15 protein-coding genes are annotated in these 20,531 nt (G+C 46.0%); 5 read left to right on the forward strand and 10 right to left on the reverse strand.

What is annotated here, in order from left to right; genetic code table 11:
* Positions 1-127: 127 nt before the first annotated feature.
* The 8 genes from L0659_RS11890 to L0659_RS11925 all read right to left on the reverse strand — a co-directional run bounded on the left by L0659_RS11890 (position 128) and on the right by L0659_RS11925 (position 7,633).
* A complete protein-coding gene (locus tag L0659_RS11890) occupies positions 128-871 on the reverse strand; it encodes a glycosyltransferase family 2 protein (RefSeq protein ID WP_235126231.1) in 744 nt (247 codons plus the stop codon).
* Positions 868-1,434 (reverse strand): WcaF family extracellular polysaccharide biosynthesis acetyltransferase, encoded by a 567-nt coding sequence (locus tag L0659_RS11895; protein ID WP_235126233.1) that lies wholly within the window; start codon positions 1,432-1,434, stop codon positions 868-870. The genes L0659_RS11890 and L0659_RS11895 overlap by 4 nt, the downstream gene beginning before the upstream one ends.
* Positions 1,391-2,317, reverse strand: a complete 927-nt coding sequence (locus L0659_RS11900; RefSeq protein ID WP_235126235.1) for a glycosyltransferase family 2 protein — start codon at positions 2,315-2,317, stop codon at positions 1,391-1,393. The genes L0659_RS11895 and L0659_RS11900 overlap by 44 nt, the downstream gene beginning before the upstream one ends.
* Positions 2,318-2,376: 59 nt before the next feature.
* The gene (locus L0659_RS11905; RefSeq protein ID WP_235126236.1) at positions 2,377-3,525 is read right to left on the reverse strand and encodes a glycosyltransferase; all 1,149 of its coding nucleotides are present in this window, start codon (positions 3,523-3,525) and stop codon (positions 2,377-2,379) included.
* Between the two features lie 36 nt (positions 3,526-3,561).
* Complete coding sequence (locus tag L0659_RS11910) at positions 3,562-4,707, reverse strand: glycosyltransferase family 4 protein (protein WP_235126238.1); 1,146 nt, start codon at positions 4,705-4,707, stop codon at positions 3,562-3,564.
* The gene (locus tag L0659_RS11915) at positions 4,707-5,708 is read right to left on the reverse strand and encodes a hypothetical protein (RefSeq protein WP_235126240.1); all 1,002 of its coding nucleotides are present in this window, start codon (positions 5,706-5,708) and stop codon (positions 4,707-4,709) included. The genes L0659_RS11910 and L0659_RS11915 overlap by 1 nt, the downstream gene beginning before the upstream one ends.
* Positions 5,709-5,903: 195 nt before the next feature.
* Positions 5,904-6,272, reverse strand: coding sequence for a VOC family protein (locus L0659_RS11920; protein WP_235126241.1), 369 nt, complete (start codon positions 6,270-6,272; stop codon positions 5,904-5,906).
* Positions 6,273-6,298: 26 nt separating this feature from the next.
* Positions 6,299-7,633 carry an amidohydrolase family protein gene (locus tag L0659_RS11925; protein ID WP_235126242.1) on the reverse strand — a complete coding sequence of 445 codons (1,335 nt, stop codon included), beginning with the start codon at positions 7,631-7,633 and terminating at the stop codon, positions 6,299-6,301.
* Between the two features lie 305 nt (positions 7,634-7,938).
* Between L0659_RS11925 and L0659_RS11930 the strand changes: the two genes are divergently transcribed.
* Positions 7,939-11,439, forward strand: a complete 3,501-nt coding sequence (locus tag L0659_RS11930; RefSeq protein ID WP_235126243.1) for a PAS domain S-box protein — start codon at positions 7,939-7,941, stop codon at positions 11,437-11,439.
* Positions 11,440-11,475: 36 nt separating this feature from the next.
* Here the strand turns inward: L0659_RS11930 and L0659_RS11935 are convergent, their stop codons facing one another.
* Positions 11,476-12,333: an SDR family oxidoreductase gene (locus L0659_RS11935; RefSeq protein WP_235126244.1), complete on the reverse strand. Its 858-nt coding sequence runs from the start codon at positions 12,331-12,333 to the stop codon at positions 11,476-11,478.
* 247 nt (positions 12,334-12,580) lie between these two features.
* Between L0659_RS11935 and L0659_RS11940 the strand changes: the two genes are divergently transcribed.
* Genes L0659_RS11940 through L0659_RS11955 form a run of 4 tightly spaced genes read left to right on the forward strand, consistent with a single transcriptional unit; the run spans position 12,581 to position 17,121 of the window.
* On the forward strand, positions 12,581-13,837 hold the full coding sequence (locus L0659_RS11940) for an NAD(P)/FAD-dependent oxidoreductase (protein WP_235126245.1): 1,257 nt from the start codon (positions 12,581-12,583) through the stop codon (positions 13,835-13,837).
* Positions 13,838-13,840: 3 nt separating this feature from the next.
* Positions 13,841-14,743: a CorA family divalent cation transporter gene (locus L0659_RS11945; protein WP_235126246.1), complete on the forward strand. Its 903-nt coding sequence runs from the start codon at positions 13,841-13,843 to the stop codon at positions 14,741-14,743.
* Positions 14,744-14,794: 51 nt separating this feature from the next.
* Positions 14,795-15,976, forward strand: coding sequence for a fibronectin type III domain-containing protein (locus tag L0659_RS11950; protein ID WP_235126247.1), 1,182 nt, complete (start codon positions 14,795-14,797; stop codon positions 15,974-15,976).
* 20 nt (positions 15,977-15,996) lie between these two features.
* Positions 15,997-17,121: a glycoside hydrolase family 18 protein gene (locus tag L0659_RS11955; RefSeq protein ID WP_235126249.1), complete on the forward strand. Its 1,125-nt coding sequence runs from the start codon at positions 15,997-15,999 to the stop codon at positions 17,119-17,121.
* On the opposite strand, the gene L0659_RS11960 is transcribed toward L0659_RS11955, so the two are convergent.
* Entirely contained in the window at positions 17,118-20,504 is a 3,387-nt protein-coding gene (locus L0659_RS11960) for a DEAD/DEAH box helicase (RefSeq protein WP_235126251.1), read from the reverse strand. The genes L0659_RS11955 and L0659_RS11960 overlap by 4 nt on opposite strands.
* Between the last annotated feature and the right edge of the window lie 27 nt (positions 20,505-20,531).

Raw genomic sequence — 20,531 nt, forward strand, 5'->3', positions numbered from 1 at the left:
ATAACGTTGTAGTAGTTAGCGACCTTTAAATCAAAAGTCGCAATTTATATTTATATTTTAAATAGCTAACCCGCTGTAAATCAAAATAATTATTATGCGGGTTGGATGCTGTTTTATGTTTTCTATTTTAGCGAAACTGTAAGATTTTTCTTAACGGCTTCAACCACAATGTATAAAAATGTGGTTTCAAATTATTTTCCTTCCAGGCCCTCAGATCATTCCTGTTCGCCGCAATCCTGTTCTTGAGATTGCTGTTGCTTACGCCGCCGGTCCGCATTTTCACGAGCACTTTTGGTACATAAGCAATTTTTGCTTTCGCCTTATGAATAAACCGAAGCATCAATTCGTAATCGGCTGCGCTGCCCAGGTCCAAACGAAACAAGCCAAACCTTTCATAAAGTTCTTTTTTTACAAAAAATGCGGGGTGTGGAGGCATCCAGCCATTGAGAAAAGCACCTTCCTTGTAATTCCCGGAGATCCATTTCCTCTTGATCGCCACCTCGTTCACTGAATCCACATATACAAGATCACCATAACAACCCTGAATATCAGGAAAATCCATTTTTGCCGCCACATCGCTGATCGCCGCATTGTACGCGTAAAAATCGTCCGCGTTCAGGATGCCAATGATATCTCCTGTTGCTAATTTTATGCCTTTGTTCATCGCATCGTAAATTCCACCGTCGGGTTCGCTAACAAAAGCTGCAATTTTACTTCCGTATTCCCCAATAATTTCCTGCGTTCCATCCTTGGAATTTCCGTCGATTACAATGTATTCGATATTGGAAAAATCCTGGGCAAGAACAGATTCAATGCATTGCCGGATGGTCTTCGCACCATTATAAACGACGGTGATGATACTTACTTTCAACTGGACAAGTTTCTTGTTTTGACAAATTTAGCCGGATTTCCCTGATAAATCCCATAAGCTTCCAAATCGGACGTGGCCACGGAATCGACGGTTAACACTGCATGGGAATAGACACGAACTCCGGGGCAAACCGTTGCTTTAGCCCCAATCCATGCGCCGCTTTCAATCGTTATCGGCTTCACGATGAGGTCAAATGTACTTTTCGTAAAGTTATGATTTCCAGTCAGCAACAGGCAACCTTGTGATAAACAGACATTTGATTCGATTGTCACCATAGTGAGGTTGTCGATCCACACATTCTCGCCGATCCAGGTGTTTTCACCGATCACCAGAAACCAGGGATATTTAACATTCACCTTAGGCTTGATCACAACGCCTTTGGCGAGCTTAGCGCCAAACATTTCGAGTACAAACCGTTTGATCGCCATCGGAAAAGGCAAGTATGTGTTGATGAACAGTCGATTGGCAAAATACCAGAGCAGTTGTTTCAAAAAACCGCCCGGCTTGTACCAGCTGTTATCATACTTTGACAGATCGGTTCGGGCTTTTAAGGTCTTTTCCATATTCTGTCTTAAAATGTGTTATGATGGCCTGCTTGTCTCTTCCTGCGCGATAATAAACTTCATAAATTTTGGCATCCACCAGAAAGCGATACCAGAATCCCTGCAGAAAATGCCAGATCAATCCCTTCATGCCATCCAGAAAGCCGCCTTTGAAAATGTAACGGTAAATGAAATAGATGAACGGCCGCGTAAACAAAGGCAGGCTTGCGTATTTGATTTTCAAAAACCTTGTACGCTGTTCCTGACTTCCCCAGAAGCTTGGGGTTACCGTTTCCTTGCTATCAAAATTATATTTAATGTTCAATAGATCAATGACTTCCCTTATTGCATAATTGTTATGCTTTTGGGTCCACCAGGTCAGGTTATTGAGGTTATGGTCCACAATGTCGTGCTGTAACTGGGCGGTGGTGCCGCTGCTGAGCTTAATGTGCTCGTCCATCCACAACTCTTCGCAATGTCCAATGCCACTTCGCCACACCCTAAGCAGCCAGATCGGATAATAGCCCCCGCGACGGATCCATTTATCCATAAAAAACACCCGGCGTTTGACATACAGCCCGGAAACTTCCGCAGGTGTGAGATGCAATGTGTTTTTCAGCTCAGTCGCCAGTTCGGGCGTAATGTATTCATCGGCGTCCATGCGCATAAGCCACTTGGTGCCGAAAGGAATGTTCTGAATGCCGAAATTGAACTGGAAAGAATAGGAAACCCAGGGATTCTGGACTACCGTGGCGCCCAGGCTTTGGGCAATGGCCACCGTGTCGTCCGTGGAAAATGAATCAACGATGAAAATCTTATCGGTCACCAGAAGCAAGCTTTCTATGCAACGTGCAATGTGCTTCGATTCATTGTGTGTTAAAATGATGACGGACAAATCAATCATACCCGGGAGCAACAGTCAAAAATTACCAATTTGCGGTTATTGGAAACGGCCAAAGATAATTACTTTTTCGTAACATTCTTGTATTCTTCCAATAACTGATTAGCCACCTTACGGATGTCAAAATTTTCCGTTACCATCTTGTGAGCGCGATTTGCGAGATCCTGCGCATAGGTTTTATCTTGTAATATTTTAAGAAGCCCCTTTACCACGCCATCGCTGGTAAGCGGCGTCAGAAAGGCAGCATCATAGCGCTTGATATAATCCCCGAAACCCACACGGTCCGATACGATGGTCGGCACCTTTGAAGTCATCGCTTCGAGGACTGCAATGGAAAACCCTTCCGAATAGGAGGGCAGGACGAAGACATCGGCGTCGGCAAGTGCCTCTTTTTTAGCTGTATCTGTCAGTAATCCTACTAGTTTGATCCGGTTTTGCAGATTATTTTTCCTGATAAAATCTTCCGTTTCCTGCTGGTAACCGTCGTCGCCTCCCGCGAGAAAAAGTGTGGCATCCGGAAGCTGTTTTTCAACTTTTTTAAATGCTGGAAGCAGCAGGTCAAGCCCTTTTTTAATGTTCAGCCTGCCCATAAAAAGCACCACCTGCTCATCCTCACGAACCTGATGCTTTGCGCGGAAACTGCCTTTTGCTGGCAAATTGGAATATTCCGACAACTTCATGCCATTCGGAACAATCACCATGTTTTTTGGGCGATAACCCAGGTAACGGATCACGTCAGCTTCTTCGTCTGTGTTATTGATCTGGATCAGATCGGCTTTTCCCAGGATCCTTTTTTGATAAAGCAACGTCACAAGGTCTTTCTTCCATTTGTGATGCGCAACAGCCCATTTGTCCAGCAAGCCGTGAATGGTGATCACCTTAACCGCATTGTTTGGGATCAAAAATGGCACCAGACTTCCAAAATGCCATATGCCATGCATATGGATCACATCGTATTCATGAATATGATGCCTTAGGAAGCGATACATTTCAATGGAAAATTCCCTGTAATAATTGCTGACCGGCGTTGTGCGGGCCACAGGAAACAGCCGCGCGCCATCTGGGGCGGGATACATTTCATCCCCCGGCGTCATCGGGCTCAGGATATCCACCTGATGACCTTGCTTCAAAACCTCCGTGGTGTGGTCATATATAATCCGGGCCGGGCCGCCGATTTCCCAGGTGTAAGCGCATATATTTAAAATCCGCATGCGTGCATTTTGTGTATAAGTCTGAACATTAAGGTGTTATGCTAACGTGTGATAACAGTCGGCCATTTGCCGCGCCACTTGGGTGGATGAAAACGGCTCGATAAGCTGCCGTGACGCTTGACCGAAGACGGCTATTTTGTCTAAATTTCTTATAAAAAAAGCCATTGCAGTTTCCAGCTCCTGCTGGCTGTCGGGGTCAAAAGTAAAACCGTTCACGCCATTTTCAACCAAATCGGCCACACAACCGCAATTCTTTGACACGATCACCGGCAGTCCGCAAACCATGGCTTCGTTTACAACCAATCCCCAGGGCTCCGATTTACTTGGTAAAACCAGTACGTCGCAATGTACCAGCATATCAGGAACCTTATACCAGGGAAGCCCGCCCATGAACAGGACTTTGTGTTCCAGTTGCAGCTCCTTTGTTAGCTTTTCGAGCGAGGACCGTTCTGGGCCGTCACCGATAAACATAAGTTCCCACGGCCACAACACTGCGTCCAAAGGCACAACCTTCGCAAAGGCCCGTAATAATGTTTCGAGATTTTTCTCAGGCGCCAACCGTCCCACGAAAACAAACCGTGCTACCCGTGCGATATTCACATTCTCCTGCTTACCAGCATGATAGCGGGAACTAACCACTTCTTCATCGATTACGGCCGCATTTCTTACCGGGATCTGAGCGGGTTTTACTCCCAGGCTTTCCAGATATTCCGCGGAAGTTTTGCCAAAACAGAAAAATGCATTAGCCCGGTTAACGATCAGTTTTTTCAAAAATTCCTTTATAAATGACCGGCTGTTATCCGCCGATGACGATTCGGAAGAAAGCACAACTTTTACACCTTTCATCCTGGCATAAAACATGAGCAAAACCTGTGCAGGATCAAAATATCCCGTAATGTTGAGGACAGTAGGCTTGTAAGCATCGAAAGCCGCAAATAGCGCTTCACGCCTTTCTTTAAAACCAACTTCATCCAAACTCCGCTCAAAAAGCACCTTATAAGGATAATCGTATGTAATGGTGTCGTCGCTCTGCATCACGCTGCGGCTCGCTTCGTAAAGTGCGATCTGGATCACCAGGAAATCACTTTCAGGATATTTTTCCTTGAATGCACGATGAATTTCGCTGAAAAGCCGCGACTTATAGTGCGCCCATAATTGATTGTGTACAACGAGGACGCGCATTATTTTTTCAGATTTATATATTCCTGAAACAATGGATAAAGGTTATTTGCCAAAAAAAGCTGTCCCTGACTGTTATAATGTACAACATCCAGCTTCCGGTAATATTTCGGATCAATGCCGAGGCTGAACTCGTTCACAAGCCGGATATTCCGCTGGATAGCGAAAGCCATAATTTCATCACCCTGATCATTGAAATGCCCGAGTTCTATTTCCGAAGTTTCCGGGTGGAGGTAAATAAAAAGCGGAATAGAATCCTTCTTGGAGATTTCGTAGATCTGCTCGTAACCCGGATTGAAGGTTAAGCCAGGCTTTCTGATCCCGGCGTCATTAAGTTCTTCTTTTTTTACAGAATCCTTTTTCATCGAGTCCAGAAGTGCCTTTTCAGGGTTCTGTTCAATGTTCGGGGCAAAGAACCAGGTATTGAAATAATAAAAGAATATCCAGCGGTAACGGTCCCAAAGCTCGTAAAGCGCCACTTTATATTGCTTGTCGGGCCAGCCCGGATCAATGCCCACCGGACTCTGGTGCGACATGATATCGTACGCATCATGGCTGCTGGTAACCAGGCACATCAGCCTCGCTTTGAACGTTCCGTATTTTTTGAGATAGGCAGCAATGTTATCCGGTCCCCACGAGCCGGCCGAAATGTTCAGGACGCGGACGCGTTTGCCGAAATCTTTTAAAAAACGCCTTTCAAGTAATGTAGACGCAATGCTGTCCTGGTCGGTCAGGCTGCCGCCGTTCACTACCGAATCGCCGATGAGCAGGATCACAATGCTGTCCGAAGGCTGGACTTCTTCATTGCGCATCGAAAAACTGTTGGTCTGCACGCGGTAGCCAAATCTTTTCACATCCTGATTTGGCGCATATATGTATTCAAAATCCTGATCCGATACGTAAAGCGGAGAGTTACAGAAGCCATATTTATATCTTAACACAACTTCCGCGGTAATCGCCAGGATCAACAGGAGGATTAAGAATCTATAAAAATATTTTAACATCAAGGAAAACGCTGTGTGTCCGCTGCAAATGCGCATGCAAATTTAGAATTACTTTTCCCATTTACGACTTTTTCACACAGTACAGGAATAATTTAACACCAGTGAGGGACACAGGAATAGTTCTTTGAGTCCATAATGATAGGGTTGGCACCTGCTGACCGAAATGTCCGGTTAGCCTGGAACCGGAATGTGGTTTCAGGCTAACAATTCTATTAATTCGATGCGGTTACCAAACGGATCGCGGAATGAAAAGCGTTTCCGATCGGGGATGGGGCTATCATTGCGGATCGCGATCCCGTTCTTTTCCAGGATTTTCCGCGCAGCTTCCAGATTTTTTACTTCAAAAGCAGGATGCCGCTGTGATTGTTCCGAAGGCTCTTCGGCACGGATATGCAGCTCAATATCGCCCATTGCAAACCATATTGCGCCATTCGGGAGCGGGTATCCCATATCATTCAGCTCTTCCAGGCCCAGCACACCGCCATAAAATTCCCTGGCCGCCTGTTCGGCTCCCTTGGGAATGCAAATCATGATGTGATTCAGCCTTTCAAATTCAATTTTCATGTCAGGAGTGTTTTATTTTTATAAATTCACAAAGGGCCTTTGCTCACTTCACGGCCGTCTTTCCACACTGCCTCAATCTTGCGCGTATTCTTGATATCATTGGCCGGATTTTCGCTCAGAATGATCAGATCGGCTTTTTTGCCGCGTGTCAGTGTTCCAAGCTCATTATCTATTTTTAACGCTTTTGCTGCATTCTGAGTTGCAAGCATTATGGCCTGTACCGGCGTAAGGCCCGCCTGGACCATCAGTTCCAATTCCAGATGCTCGGTAAAACCCTGCGTTCTGATCGGAAATGCGCCGGAGTCGGTGCCGAGCGCCACGGTAATGCCAGCGTCCATGATCTTTTTCAGGTTAATTAAAGCCGTTTTAAATGCAGCAGAATTCCGTTCATAATCAGCGGATGTCCTTATTTTTTCCGCATAAGCCGGGTCGGTGATCATTTCGAAGACGCCTGGTTCCAGCGATTTTTTGAAAAAATCATCATTGATCCAGTCCGGCTCGCTGGCATAGGCAAACTGATATTCGTCCAGCGACAGCGTAGGGATATAGATCACATTCTTTTCTTTCATTTTATTCAAAAGCTCTGCATCCACCGTCCTGTCACGAATGCTGTGCGCAATAATATCAATGCCGGCTTCGGTCAGGAGCCGCGCATCTTCAGCGTAGAACAAATGTGCTGCCACGCGGATGTTCCGTTTATGCGCTTCCGTGATAATGGCCTGATATATTTCCGGCTTCATTTTCTGCGCATTGCCGCCATGGTCGTCCACCCAGATTTTCACAACCGTCGGTTTTAGCGGAACAAGCTTATCCAGCATAGCAGGCACCTCCTCAGGAGTTTCCGGGCGTAACAGTAAATTCATCCAGGAGCCTGGATTCGGATCGGGTGTATTAAACCCATATCCAGCTGAAAAGAGCCGAGCGCCGGGAAGTAAGCCCGCCACTGTCGAATCCCGCATGCCATCGAAGATCAAAGGCCGGTCGGTTCCCATAGCAAGCACTGCACCTACGCCATAATCCTGATATTTTTTCAACTGACGGAGAATGTTATCCCGCGTGTAATTGTCTGCGGATGAAGTGGTTCCCAATAGTGTTCCCACATGCGCATGCGCACATATGAGCGATGGGATCACCGTTTTTCCAGTCAGATTAATCTCTTTCGCACCTTTCAGCTTGATATTGGATTCTACCGCTACGACCCGTCCGTCCATGATCAGAATGTCGGTTCCGTCGCGCGGCTCTTCGCCGGTGCCATCAATGACCGTTGCGTTTTTCAATATGACAGACTGCGGCTGACTGCTGGCAGAAAAGCCTGGTATCAGCAGCAGAAGTAAGAAAAAGTGATTGACCTGATTTTTCATAAAGACGCTTTTTAAATTAATTGCACTATAACCGTACCGACCCAACGACCGGCCACTTGCTGGTACAGCTCTTGTATAAAACGGAGAATCATTTTCAAGCGCAAAAAACGACTTTTTATTCCAAAAATCTGCATTCTACATGTAGATGTCGAAGTACCTCACTTTTATTAATAAAAGTATTACAAACTATCCTGTTGTAACCGTTAAAGTAATTAAATAAAAGCTATCTTGTACGGATATATGTGTTTGTACCACTGACGCTTAATTGTAAGGAAATTTGATTAATGAATACACCAGGTAACGCTATGTCCGAGGAACAGGGCGGACCCCATTACGCAAGCGACTTTCAGCTATTTCAGACTTTCCTGGGCAGCCATTCCATGTACGTGGTCCGTACGGATCTTGACGGAAATTATGTTTTCGTTAATGACTATTTCTGCAATTTCTACGGCATGCAACGGGACGAAGTCCTTGGTCAATCCTCCTTGATGGGTGTGATTACCGAGGATATCGATAAATGCCTGAAAGTGGCAGAAATGTGTCTCTTGAATCCTGGAAAACCTCATTCAGTAGTCCTTAGAAAACGCTCAAGCCAAAACACGATCGCCACAACCCAATGGGAATTTACCGCCCTGACGGACGAATCGGGAACGGTAAAAGAAATATTTTGCCTGGGTTACGACATTACGCAAAAGATCAAAACAGAACAGGATCTGTCCGTATTGGTTTCCAATGTCCAGGACGTGCTTTTTACATTATCACCCACACTGACATTCACCTATGTTTCGCCCAGCTGGACCAGAGTATATGGGTATCAGATCAAGGAAACGCTCGGGCAATCATTTACAGATTATATACACCCCGATGATCTCCACTTATGCACGGCTTCGCTATTAAAAGTTGTTGAAACCAATGCACCGATCCGCGGCGGGATTGAGCACCGCATCCTGCACAAGAACGGGACGTGGTCGTGGAGTAATACCAATGCGAGCATTGATACCCGGGGAAACGAGATCATCCTGACCAGTCACAACATCACCGAACTCCGCCGTTCCCGGGAGCGCCTGAAAGAACTCGCTATTGTTGCTTCTAACACAACAGATTACATTGTTATAACAGACAACAGGGGATTAATAACCTGGGTAAACAAAGCTTACGAAAACCAAACCGGCTATACCCGGCGAGAAGTGAAAGGCCGCAGGCCGGCGGATCTGCTTTGCGGGCCTAAAACGGATATGGCGACGATCGAGAAAATTTACCAGGCCAGCACCGAGAAAAAGATCATACAGGTTGAAATATTGTGTTATAAAAAGAACAAGGAATGTTATTGGGTGGATTTAAAAATTACACCTGTTTTTGATGACGAAGGCAACTGTACCAATTATATAGCCATAGAAAGGGACATCACCGCCCGCAAAAAGTCGGACGACGAAATGCAGCGGATGAGAGATCTTCTGGAACAGACAAACAGCGTTGCCCGGATTGGCGGCTGGGAACTGCACGCTAAAACCGGCGAACTGTACTGGTCTTCGATTACAAAACAAATACACGAAGTAGAGGAGGATTTTTCTCCGGATGCAAGCACAGCAATCGCATTCTATAAGGAAGGCAGCAGTCGTGATACGATCAACAAAGTGGTGCTAGAAGGGCTTACGCATGGAACGCCCTGGGATGTTGAATTACAGCTTATTACTTCGAAAGGAAACGAAATTTGGGTCAGATCGATAGGGAAGGCGGAAATGATAGAAGGCGCCTGCGAGCGGGTGTACGGAGCATTTCAGGATATAACCCGCCGGAAACGCTCGGAAGAGGCAATTCTGGATTCAGAAGCCAAGTTTCGAAGCCTGTACGATTCGACAAGTGACGCAGTGGTGCTCCTCGACCGGAAAGGTTATCTGGATTGTAACCGCGCTGCGCTCAAAATGTTCAACCTGGATTCCGTCGACAGCCTCATCGGCAAAACGCATGAAGAACTCGCTGCGGCGACTTATACAACTTATGACCAGCTTGCGGGCATTGCCAAGGAGAACCTGGAAACTGTTTATGAAGTGGGCAGTCACAGCTTCGAATGGGTTTTCAAGCGCTTCGGGGAGCAAACGGATAGTTTCGTGGCAGAAGTCCTGCTCAATCTGATCAATGTCAATGATTCCCAGATCATTCAGGCTGTGATCCGGGACATTACCCAAAGGAAGCAGGCCGAACTGGAATTGCTGGAAGCTCGCGAACAGGCTGAGTCGGCGAGTAAATTAAAATCCGAATTCCTGGCCAATATGAGCCACGAGATACGGACACCGCTGAATGGTGTGGTCGGATTTACGGACCTGCTGATGAAGACCGACATGGACGAAACGCAGCAGCAATACATGTCCATGGTTTTCCATTCCGCCAATTCGCTGTTGGAAATCATCAATGACATTTTAGACTTTTCCAAAATCGAGGCTGGCAAGCTGGAACTGCGTTATGAGAAAACCGACCTGCTGACGATCTGCGGACAAGTAGCGGATATGCTCACTTACCAGGCGCAGCAGAAACATTTGGAAATGCTCTTGAACATTCCGGCTGATATCCCGCATTATGTGCTGGCAGATCCGCTGCGCCTGAAGCAGGTTTTGGCCAATTTGCTGAGCAACGCAGTGAAATTTACAATGAATGGTGAGGTTGAGCTTAAAATAGCATTGCTGGGGCGGCGCGATGATGAAGTAGCGATCCGTTTTATGGTGAGAGACACCGGGATCGGGATCGAGCCGGAAAACCAGCGTAAGATATTCGATGCATTTGCGCAGGCAGATTCTTCTACAACCAAACGTTTCGGCGGAACCGGACTGGGGTTGACGATTTCAAACAGCCTGCTTGAATTAATGCACAGCGGATTGCAGCTCAACAGTGCGACCAACGTGGGCAGCACATTCTTTTTTGACGTAACATTCCAGATCATCCCGGATGGCGATGAGTTCTTCTGGGACAATACAGACAATATTAAAAGGGTCCTGGTGGTTGACGACAACATCCACAACGGAAAGATCCTGACGGACGTCCTGATCAACAAAGACATAGATTCCGATTACGTGTCGAGCGGGCAGGAAGCATTGGAAAAATTATTTTCAAATGTAAAATACGATGTTGTCCTGATGGATTGCCAGATGCCCGATATGGATGGCATTGAAACGATTCGCAAGATCCGGAACAGCAATGATCAGGACCTGAAAGATCTGCCTATAATCCTGCTTAACGATTCTTTTGAGGAGGAAACGCTTACGGCCGTAATGTCCGAACTCAATGTTCCGCATTTTCTGGTAAAACCTGTAAAAATCAAGCAGTTGTTTTCAATGCTATCGCGGATTCATCCTAAAATTCAGGAAGTCCGCAAATTGACCGTCGATGTAAACAACATGAGTGCGCAGGCATTGTCAGAAGCCATTACAGTATTGATTGCCGAAGATCATAAGATCAATATGTTGCTGGTTAAGACCATGTTAGGAAAGATCCTCTCCAATGTAACCATGATCGAAGCCGTGAATGGGAAGGAAGCCGTAAAACTATACGCGGAGACAAATCCTGACATTATATTTATGGATATCCAGATGCCCGAGGTCAATGGTTATGAAGCCACGCAGGAAATCCGCAGGCTGGAATCGGGCAGGAGGATCCCTATCATTGCACTTACGGCCGGAACGGTGGTGGGTGAGCGCGAGAAGTGCCTCAACGCCGGAATGGACGATTATCTTACAAAGCCTGTCGTAAAGGATACTTTGCATGACACCATTGTGAAGTGGCTTTCACAACGCTCGGAAGTTGAACTGAATTAAAAAAGGGGGCAAATCTGCCCCCTTTTTTAATTCATATTATCCATTCACAACCTGCCCTCCGTTCGGATGCAGGACTTGTCCGCTGATGTAGGACGCATCCTCGCATGCCAGGAAAACGTAAGACGGCGCAACCTCAGCAGGTTGACCGGGACGCTCCATAGGCGTGTCTTTTCCAAATTTTTCAACTTTCTCCGCATCAAATGTTGCAGGGATCAGCGGTGTCCAGATCGGTCCCGGCGCAACGGCGTTAACCCTGATTTTCTTTTCGGCCAGCGCGAGTGCCAGCGATCTTGTATAAGCAACAATAGCTCCTTTTGTAGACGAATAATCCAGCAATGCGGGGCTTCCGTGATACGCAGTTACCGATGTTGTATTAATAATGTTGTCGCCCTCGGACAAATGCGGCAATGCAGCTTGTGTGAAGAAGAAGAACGAGTAAATGTTGGTGGCGAATGTTACATGAAGCTGCTCAGCAGTAATTTCCCGGATGTCCTCTTTGGGATGCTGTTCGGCCGCATTATTAACCAGAACGTTTAGCTTACCAAACTCGCTCACGACCTGAGTAACCGCCTCTTTGCAAAATGATTCATCCCGAATGTCGCCGGGAATGAGCAAACACCTTTTTCCCTCAGCTTCTACCAATGCTTTTGTTTCCTGCGCATCCTGATCTTCTTCCAGATAAACGATCGCCACATCAGCGCCTTCACGGGCGAAATGGACCGCAACAGATCTTCCTATCCCGCTGTCCCCGCCCGTGATCAATGCCGATTTGCCTTCCAGCTTGCCGCTTCCGCGATAATTATCACGGATAATGATAGGAGCCGGATCCATAATGTGCTCCATACCAGGCTGCGAATCTTGTGTTTGTCCTTTCGTATCTATGTTGTAATCCATGGTTTTAGTAATGTTAATGTGTTCAATTATTGTGAATGCGGCCAACCTCTAAAACCATGTGCCAATGAAACAGACTGACGCGGATTGCAGTCTATTTTTTAAAATTCATCACAATCTGAATGTGCATGAGCAACGTTTTGCACATTGCCGGTGCGTGAAAAATGCCCTTAATGCTTCCTTCCATGCAGTCGGCACAATTATAATAGCGGATTTCACACATTAAGGCATCAGTAAAAAGATCATAACTATGAAAAAAGTGGTCATCGTAGGTGGTGGTTTTGCCGGGATCAATCTTGCGCAGAAGCTTTCCAAAGACAAGCAGTTTGATATCGTGCTGGTTGATAAAAACAACTACAATTTTTTCCCGCCTTTGCTTTATCAGGTCGCGACGGGTTTTCTGGAAGCGTCCAATATCAGTTACCCGTTCCGGAAATTTTTTCAGGAAAAACCAAACCTCAGGTTTAGCCTCGGAGCATTTCAGGAAGTTTTTCCAGACGAAAAGCGCATTGCTACCGACAGCGGGGACATTTATTATGATTACCTGGTTTTCGCCACCGGCACCGAAACCAATTATTTCGGGATGGAGAATGTCAAGAAGAATGCCGTTCCGATGAAAACCATTCGGGACGCGCTCGCCCTGCGCAACCACATTCTTTTGAATAAAGAAAAAGCAGCGAAAATGCAGGATTCCAATGAGCGCAAAAAACTCCTTTGCATCGTAGTAGCCGGTGCGGGCCCCACGGGCGTGGAAGTTTCGGGAATGCTGGCCGAAATGCATAAAAATATTTTCAAATGGGATTACCCGGAACTCGACCGGGAAGAAGTGCAGATCTATCTCGTGGACGCATTGCCCGTAGTCCTCAATCCCATGTCCAAAAAATCGCAGGAAGAAACGCTGAAAGAATTGCAGAAGCTGGGCATCAAGGTGCTCCTGGACCATGCCGTCAAGGATTTTGAGAACGACATTGTCACATTTGAGAATGGAAGGACAATTGAAACATCTACATTAATATGGACCTCCGGCGTAACGGCCACAGCGTTGCCCGGCCTGCCTGAGGAAGCGCTCGGGAAAGGAAAACGTGTGCTCGTGAATGCGCATAATCAGGTGCTCGGCTTTGAGAATATCTTTGCATTGGGAGACATTTGCCTGATGACATCCGACGAAAAATTCCCGAAGGGCCATCCGCAGCTTGCGCAGGTTGCCATTCAGCAGGGTAAGAATCTGGCAGCCAATTTCCCGCGTCTTACCGATGGCAGGGAGCTCAAAGATTTCCATTATGTGGACAAAGGCACAATGGCTATTATCAGCATCAACAAGGCCGTTGCTGACCTGCCCGGCTTGCATTTCAAAGGTTTTATAGCTTACTTTCTGTGGCTGGTCGTACATTTGTTCTCGCTGATCCGCTATCGCAACCAGGTGAAAACTTTTTATAACTGGATGGTTCGGTTTTTTACCAGAGATCAGTCATTGCGCTTCATCATGGATGCAAAGCCCGACAAATAAATTATGATCCATACGATTGCCGAGAAAGATAAATATCCATTTGAATGGCTGGATATTACGGATCCCAATGAGGAAGAGTTGAAAGAACTTACCGAAAAACATTCACTGCATAAATCGTCCATTAAGGACTGGGGGCAGCCCGACCATCTTCCCAAATATGAAAAAGTAGGCGACTATATCTTCATCATCTTTCGGTTGCATTCGGAAACCGTTGGCGAAGAGGCAGATACAGTTCCCGAACTGACTGATAAGGTCGCCATTTTTATGTTTCCCGAGAAAGTCATCACATTACACAGGAAACCCTGGGATGCACCGGGATACATAGCCGAAAATCAGCTTGAACAGCATCAATGCAAAGATACATTACACCTTGTAAATGAGATTGTTAAGAGCTGTCTTGCTACTTATGAGGCGCCTTCTGTGAAGCTGACGAGCGACATTGAGTTCTATGAGGAAAATATGTTTCTCAAAAACCGCAAACCTTCGCTGCTCAAAGGGCTTTATTATCTTCGACGCAGGGTAGAAGTGACCCGCCGCATCATTATGCTATCGCACGAGATTGTGGACAAAATGGACGCACCCGACCATTCTAATGCCTATACGCGGGATACGCGGGACCTTTTTGTGAAAATGCAGAACATTTATGACACGCTTTTTGAAAATATGAATCAGCTGGTCATGATCTATTTTTCCATTTCATCCCAGCGCACCAATGAAATCGTTCGCGTTTTGACCTTGTTTTCGGTGTTTTTCATGCCCTTAACATTCATCGTCGGGGTTTACGGGATGAACTTCGACTTTATGCCAGAACTGCGGATGAAGTTTGGTTACCCGGTTGTCATGATCGTTATGGGCCTTATCACAGTCGGGATTTATGCCTGGTTCAAGAAAAAGTCCTGGTTGTGATCGTGTTATAAATGAATATTATTGAAGAAGCTGTCGCTTTATACTCAACATATGAATTTTACTTATACTAAGACGTTTACATTCCGCTTCCTTTTTGCCATTTTCGTTCTGCTCTTTCAACTCCAAGTGAAGGCTGCAGTAGTTCCTAGGGCGCCGTCGATGCTGACAGCCACTGCCATTTCTGCAACCCAGATCAATCTGACGTGGGTTGATAATGCGGCAGATGAAACAGGTTTCGAGCTTGAACGGTCAACCGACGGTTTGAAATTTGTCAAAATCACCGATCTGACGGTTAATGTCAAAACTTTCTCCAACACAGGTCTTACGCCCGCTACCAAATACTGGTTCAGGATTCTGGCCAAAAATACCGCTGGCAAATCGGGTTATAGCAACATCGCGAGTGCAACTACATTCATCGTTCCCCCAAATGCCCCTGAAAACCTCGTTGCTATTTCCATTTCCACAACCCAAATCAACATAAGCTGGCAAGATAACTCGCTGAATGAAAGCGGATTCCAACTGGAAAGATCATTAGATGGAGTTAACTTTACAAAGCTTGCTGACCTTACGGCGAACATTAAATCCTATCAAAACACCGGCTTAAAGCCTGCCACCGAGTATCATTACCGTGTTCGTGCCGTTAATGCGGCGGGTGCTTCGGCATATAGTAATGTAGGTTCGGCAACCACGGATAACATTCCGGTCCCGGATATGCCCCAGAACTTTTCCGCCGTTCCTATCGCGCCGGATGTGGTGGAATTGCGCTGGTCTGCGGTGTCGGCCAATGCCGATGAGGTGATCATAGAGCGCTCCCAAGGCGTTACTACGCAGTATGTGCAGATCGGAAAAGTGGCCCCGAATGTGCTGGAATTTCGGGACACCGATTCGCTGGCGAACACCAATTATTTTTATCGGATCAAGGCTGTTAATGCAGGTGGAAGTTCGCCTTACAGCCTGATATCGATTGTATTAGCAAATACGATCATTACTGGAAATGAGCCTCAGGCCGCCGAACACATTATTTATGCATTCCAAGGAACGCTCGTTGTCGAATTGAACAGGCCTGTTTTTGCTCAAATGCAGCTCTATAATGTCAGCGGAATAAAGCAAACGGAAATTAAAATCACATCAAATTCCCGAACAGACCTGTCACGGCTCGCTACCGGAATCTATATTGTTCGCATTCAGACAGATAAAGAAGTAATATCGCGCAGAATAGTGCTTTTTGATTAAACTATACCAATTCCTGACCCATGAAATCCTTCAAATATCTACTGCCGTTCGCGCTCGCTATTTTCTGCCTTGCACCAACATTTGCCCAAAAGAAGAAAAAATATATAGTAAATGCCTATGTAGGCGGTTTCCGCGGCTTGGTTAAGACTGAGGAAATTGACGTTGAAAAGCTGACCCACATCAATTACGCCTTCGTGAATGTGCAGGACAGCCTCGCCGTGCTGACCAATCTGGCAACGGATTCAACAAATTTTCGAAAGCTGAACGAAATGAAAGCGGCCAAAAACCCCGATCTTAAAATCCTCATTTCCATCGGTGGATGGGCTTGGAGTGAAAACTTTTCGGATGCCGTTTTAACCGAAACTTCCCGAAGAAAATTTGCAAAGTCAAGCGTGGACATTGTGCGCCAGTTCAACCTCGACGGCGTGGATATTGACTGGGAATATCCTGCCATGCGCGGGGAAGAAGGCAACATTTTCCGTCCCGAAGACAAGCAGAACTTTACATTAATGTTCAAAGCCATCCGCGAAGAGCTGGATCTTTTGCAAAAGGAAAAAAGCCGGAGTTTCCAGCTCACAACGGCAGTAGGAGGCTCAAAATCGTTTGTCGAAAACACCGAAATGGGACTTGCACAGCCATTTCTGGATTATGTTTTCATCATGACTTATGACTACGGCGGAAAAAACGGGACTGTTGGCCACCACACCAATTTATACGACTACGGCGACACTCCGGACGGTTCCTCAGCTGATCGCTCCGTCAAGAATTTTATGGCAGCCGGCGTTCCGGCGAACAAGATTGTCCTTGGAGCAGCATTCTATGGAAAAGGCTGGGAAGCAGCAACGGCAAATAATAATGGTCTGGGTGAACAACGCGTGAAAGCGGTGCAGGGAGGCGGTTATACGAAGCTGAAAGACACATTGATCAACCAGAATGGCTACAAAAAGTTCTACGACAAAAAAGCCAAAGCGCCTTATCTTTTCAACGATTCTACAAAAGTGCTGATCACTTACGAAGATGAAAAATCGATCCGGGACAAGTGTAAGTATATCAAAAAGAATAAGTTGGCAGGCATCTTCTTCTGGGAATATTTCAGTGACCCAAAAGAATATCTGATCACGGAAATCAGCAAAAACCTGGACTAACTGACCAGGTTGAGCAAATCCTTCTTGGTCAAAGTCTTCAAAACGGAGGCATCGGTTTTCACAAGATCATCGGCCAGCCCCTTTTTGGATTCCTGCAATTCCAGGATCTTTTCCTCAATGGTCCCGGGGCATATCAGTCTCACGGCGATCACATTTTTCTTCTGCCCGATCCGGTAACTGCGGTCAATGGCCTGGTTTTCAACCGCCGGGTTCCACCATGGATCGACCAGATAAACGTAATCCGCTTCGGTAAGATTTAAGCCCGTACCGCCCGCTTTCAAACTGATCAGAAACACGCGAATGTTCGCATTGTTCTGGAAATTCTCGACCCTCGCCGCCCGGTCTTTTGTCTTGCCGGTCAGATATTCAAATTTGATCCCGCGGGTAACAAGTTCTGCCCTGATCAAATCCAGCATGGTCACGAACTGCGAAAAAACCAGGATCTTATGCTGCGCCGATTTACTCTCGATCTGTTCCAGAAGCGTGTCAATCTTGGAAGATGCATTGCCATAATAGAGGTGGTCATTGAGCAGGGCAGGAGAGTTGCAGATCTGGCGGAGCTTGGTAAGCCCTTGCAGCACATGCAAGCTTTCACGCGCAATGTCTCCCTCGTTTCTGGTGTTCAGGAAGGTGTAAAATTCGAGCTCATAAGCATTGTAAACCTTGCGCTGCTCTTCGCCCATTTCGCAGTAAATAACCATTTCGGTCTTATCAGGAAGCTCGGTGGCAACCTGCCTTTTGGTGCGTCTGAGGATGAATGGATCGATCCGTTTCTGCAATTCCCGCGCCCGGTCATTATCCCTAAAGCGGTCTATGGGCATGGAAAAGTGGTTTCGGAACTGCGTTTTATTCCCTAGTAAGCCCGGACATGCGAAGGAAAGTTGTCCATACAGGTCAAATGTGTTGTTCTCTACAGGCGTTCCCGTGAGCACAAGTTTGTTCCTGGATTGCAGTAATCGCGCAGCCTTATAACGTTGTGATTCAGGGTTTTTAATGGCCTGGGATTCGTCGAGGATAATGTAATTGAAATGATATTTTTTCAAAAAATTAACATCCGAAAGCAATGTGCCGTAAGACGTCAGGATTACTTCGTAATTGTCAAAATCGGAAACAGTTTTCACCCGGTCTGCACCGTAAATGGTCAGGACTTTCAGCGATGGGGCAAACTTTTCAATTTCAGCCAGCCAGTTGAAAATCAGTGAAGTAGGAACAATGATCAGGTTTGTATTTTGAACAGGCTTTTCCCTTTGTGATAATATAAATGCAATGATCTGCAATGTTTTGCCCAGGCCCATATCATCCGCCAGACAGCCTCCAAAACCGAATTCATCCAGGAAATTGAGCCAGTTAAGCCCCTGTTTCTGATATTCTCGCAATGATGCATTCAGATTGGCCGGCACTTCAACCGGCTCTATAGATTCAAAATCGGCGAAACGGGATTTATAGAATGTAATCTGCTGTTTCACTTCCATACTAAGTGCCTCAGCATCATACATTTCACTCACTGAAGCGAAGTTCATTTTTGAAGTTTGGATCACATCTCCGACAATTTCACCGGCCTCGAAGAATTTGGCAAATTTTTCAATCCACTCATTTGGCAAAATGCCCTGGGAGCCGTCATCCAGCTGCACATACTTCGTTCGGTTTTTGACCGCTTTATGCAGGTTTTTTAATGTAACTTTTTGATTTCCAAATGTTACGCCGGCTGTTGTATTGAACCAGTTTATCCCGCTTATGACATTTACAGAAACCTGTGCGCGGTTCGGGTTAAGGCGGATTTTGGTTAGTTTATCAAATCCCAGCACCGTTATCTTTTGGTCGCGCCATTCTTCAAATGTGTTTAAAAACCAGGATTCGTTGAGAAAGCGTTCTTTGTATAAATAAAAAAACTCCCTGCCCAATTGGTCTTCAAAATCAGGATGTTGGCGGATAATCGCGCCTGCAAACCGCAGCTCTTCGCTTTCGTCCCTTTGCACGCTGAACGGATTTCCATGGCCGTCCACCGAATAGATTTGCTTTTTGGAAAAAACGGGCACTTCCACGCGCCCATATTTCATCACGGGCGTGATCATTACATAATTGCCGAAATCTTCAAGGTAAATGATCTTCTCATTTTCCAGATCAAAACCCTGTTCCTCTTTCTGCGCCTGCGTGGCCGGTTTCAGATACGAATAAGTGATCCGAATCTTCGATTCAAGCTTCGAAAGCAGGTTTTGCCTGAATTCTTCAAATTTGGATTGATGAATGATAATTTTCTGGTTATGCTGACTGAAAAATTCAACCGTTTTGAGAATATCCTCATTGTCAATCAAATGCAGCGCGTCAAGATAAAGCACGAAATAATCGTAGCGCATTTTGACCAGTTCAAGATCCAGGGAAACGCCATTCAGGCTGAGCTGGCCTGAAATCTGGAAGAAAGGATCTTTCCGGTCAATGTTCAAATGCATGTCCACGGGCGATTTTTCCAGTTTTACCAAAACCAAAGACGCTGCGCTGACATTCTCGGAAATCAAAGGGTTATGATAGAAAAAATCGAGTCCGTGCGGATTTTTAACAATGCTTTTCAGCCCCGCAAGATCCGTATCCACCTGTTTTTTTCGAAAATTATTCTGGAAAGAGGCAATGGCCGTGTAGAACTTGATTACATCCGCATCCTGCGTTTTCCAGATCGCGTCAAGCGGATTAATTAATGTAAGCGGGTTTTTAAGCTTTCCGTCCCTGGTGGTCGTAGCCTCATAAATTTCAAGATAAAAGTGCTCGTAATATTTGTGCTGACCGATGATGACGATCGTTTTGGTGTTCTCGGCCTGCATTTTGGAGCCGGGAATGTCGATGACGGGCTTGTTGATCCATTGGTTTTCCAAAAATGAAACCGAAGTCGCGCTGATCGGGATCAGTTCCTTCATCTTTGGCTTTATTTCCAGCTCCTTGTTTACATAATTGAGTTGAAAATAAGCATCCAGATCTGCTTCGTTTTCCAAACCATAGTCTTTTGCAACAACCCTCATTTTTTCAAACCGCAGCTTTTTATCAAAAAAAACACGCAGGTCTTTTCGGTTATTGAGATTATATAAAACCTGTATCTGATGTTCGCAAAGCCGTTTTTTGGGCTTGCTGCATTCGCAATAAATGCTGAGTGAATGGCTGTTTTGCCTGGCTACAACTTTATAATGATCGGTCGACGCGGCCGGGACTCTGAAAGAAGCATAGTCCACGTCAATTTCGTGCGGCTGAATGTCGAAGAAGCCTCTCCGGTCGGTAGCAGGAAGTTCACCGCTGTTTTGCAGGATGTGTGTAGTGGTTAAATCGGCGAGATTGAAATCCTGAAAAACAAAGTTGTGGGCTGGCTGGTTTTCCGCGTCGGCAGGGGCATTCTTTTTCATATGGCAAATTAATGAACTATTTTGCAC

Origin of the sequence: Dyadobacter sp. CY347 (genome assembly GCF_021502655.1) — a bacterium.
Classification (GTDB): domain Bacteria; phylum Bacteroidota; class Bacteroidia; order Cytophagales; family Spirosomataceae; genus Dyadobacter.

Bases quoted from the DNA above. Each gene is read 5' to 3' on its own strand.
- L0659_RS11895 (WP_235126233.1), bottom strand. From the start codon at position 1,434: ATGGAAAAGACCTTAAAAGCCCGAACCGATCTGTCAAAGTATGATAAC.
- L0659_RS11900 (WP_235126235.1), bottom strand. From the start codon at position 2,317: ATGATTGATTTGTCCGTCATCATTTTAACACACAATGAATCGAAGCAC.
- L0659_RS11905 (WP_235126236.1), bottom strand. From the start codon at position 3,525: ATGCGGATTTTAAATATATGCGCTTACACCTGGGAAATCGGCGGCCCG.
- L0659_RS11910 (WP_235126238.1), bottom strand. From the start codon at position 4,707: ATGCGCGTCCTCGTTGTACACAATCAATTATGGGCGCACTATAAGTCG.
- L0659_RS11915 (WP_235126240.1), bottom strand. From the start codon at position 5,708: ATGTTAAAATATTTTTATAGATTCTTAATCCTCCTGTTGATCCTGGCG.
- L0659_RS11920 (WP_235126241.1), bottom strand. From the start codon at position 6,272: ATGAAAATTGAATTTGAAAGGCTGAATCACATCATGATTTGCATTCCC.
- L0659_RS11925 (WP_235126242.1), bottom strand. From the start codon at position 7,633: ATGAAAAATCAGGTCAATCACTTTTTCTTACTTCTGCTGCTGATACCA.
- L0659_RS11930 (WP_235126243.1), top strand. From the start codon at position 7,939: ATGTCCGAGGAACAGGGCGGACCCCATTACGCAAGCGACTTTCAGCTA.
- L0659_RS11935 (WP_235126244.1), bottom strand. From the start codon at position 12,333: ATGGATTACAACATAGATACGAAAGGACAAACACAAGATTCGCAGCCT.
- L0659_RS11940 (WP_235126245.1), top strand. From the start codon at position 12,581: ATGAAAAAAGTGGTCATCGTAGGTGGTGGTTTTGCCGGGATCAATCTT.
- L0659_RS11945 (WP_235126246.1), top strand. From the start codon at position 13,841: ATGATCCATACGATTGCCGAGAAAGATAAATATCCATTTGAATGGCTG.
- L0659_RS11950 (WP_235126247.1), top strand. From the start codon at position 14,795: ATGAATTTTACTTATACTAAGACGTTTACATTCCGCTTCCTTTTTGCC.
- L0659_RS11955 (WP_235126249.1), top strand. From the start codon at position 15,997: ATGAAATCCTTCAAATATCTACTGCCGTTCGCGCTCGCTATTTTCTGC.
- L0659_RS11960 (WP_235126251.1), bottom strand. From the start codon at position 20,504: ATGAAAAAGAATGCCCCTGCCGACGCGGAAAACCAGCCAGCCCACAAC.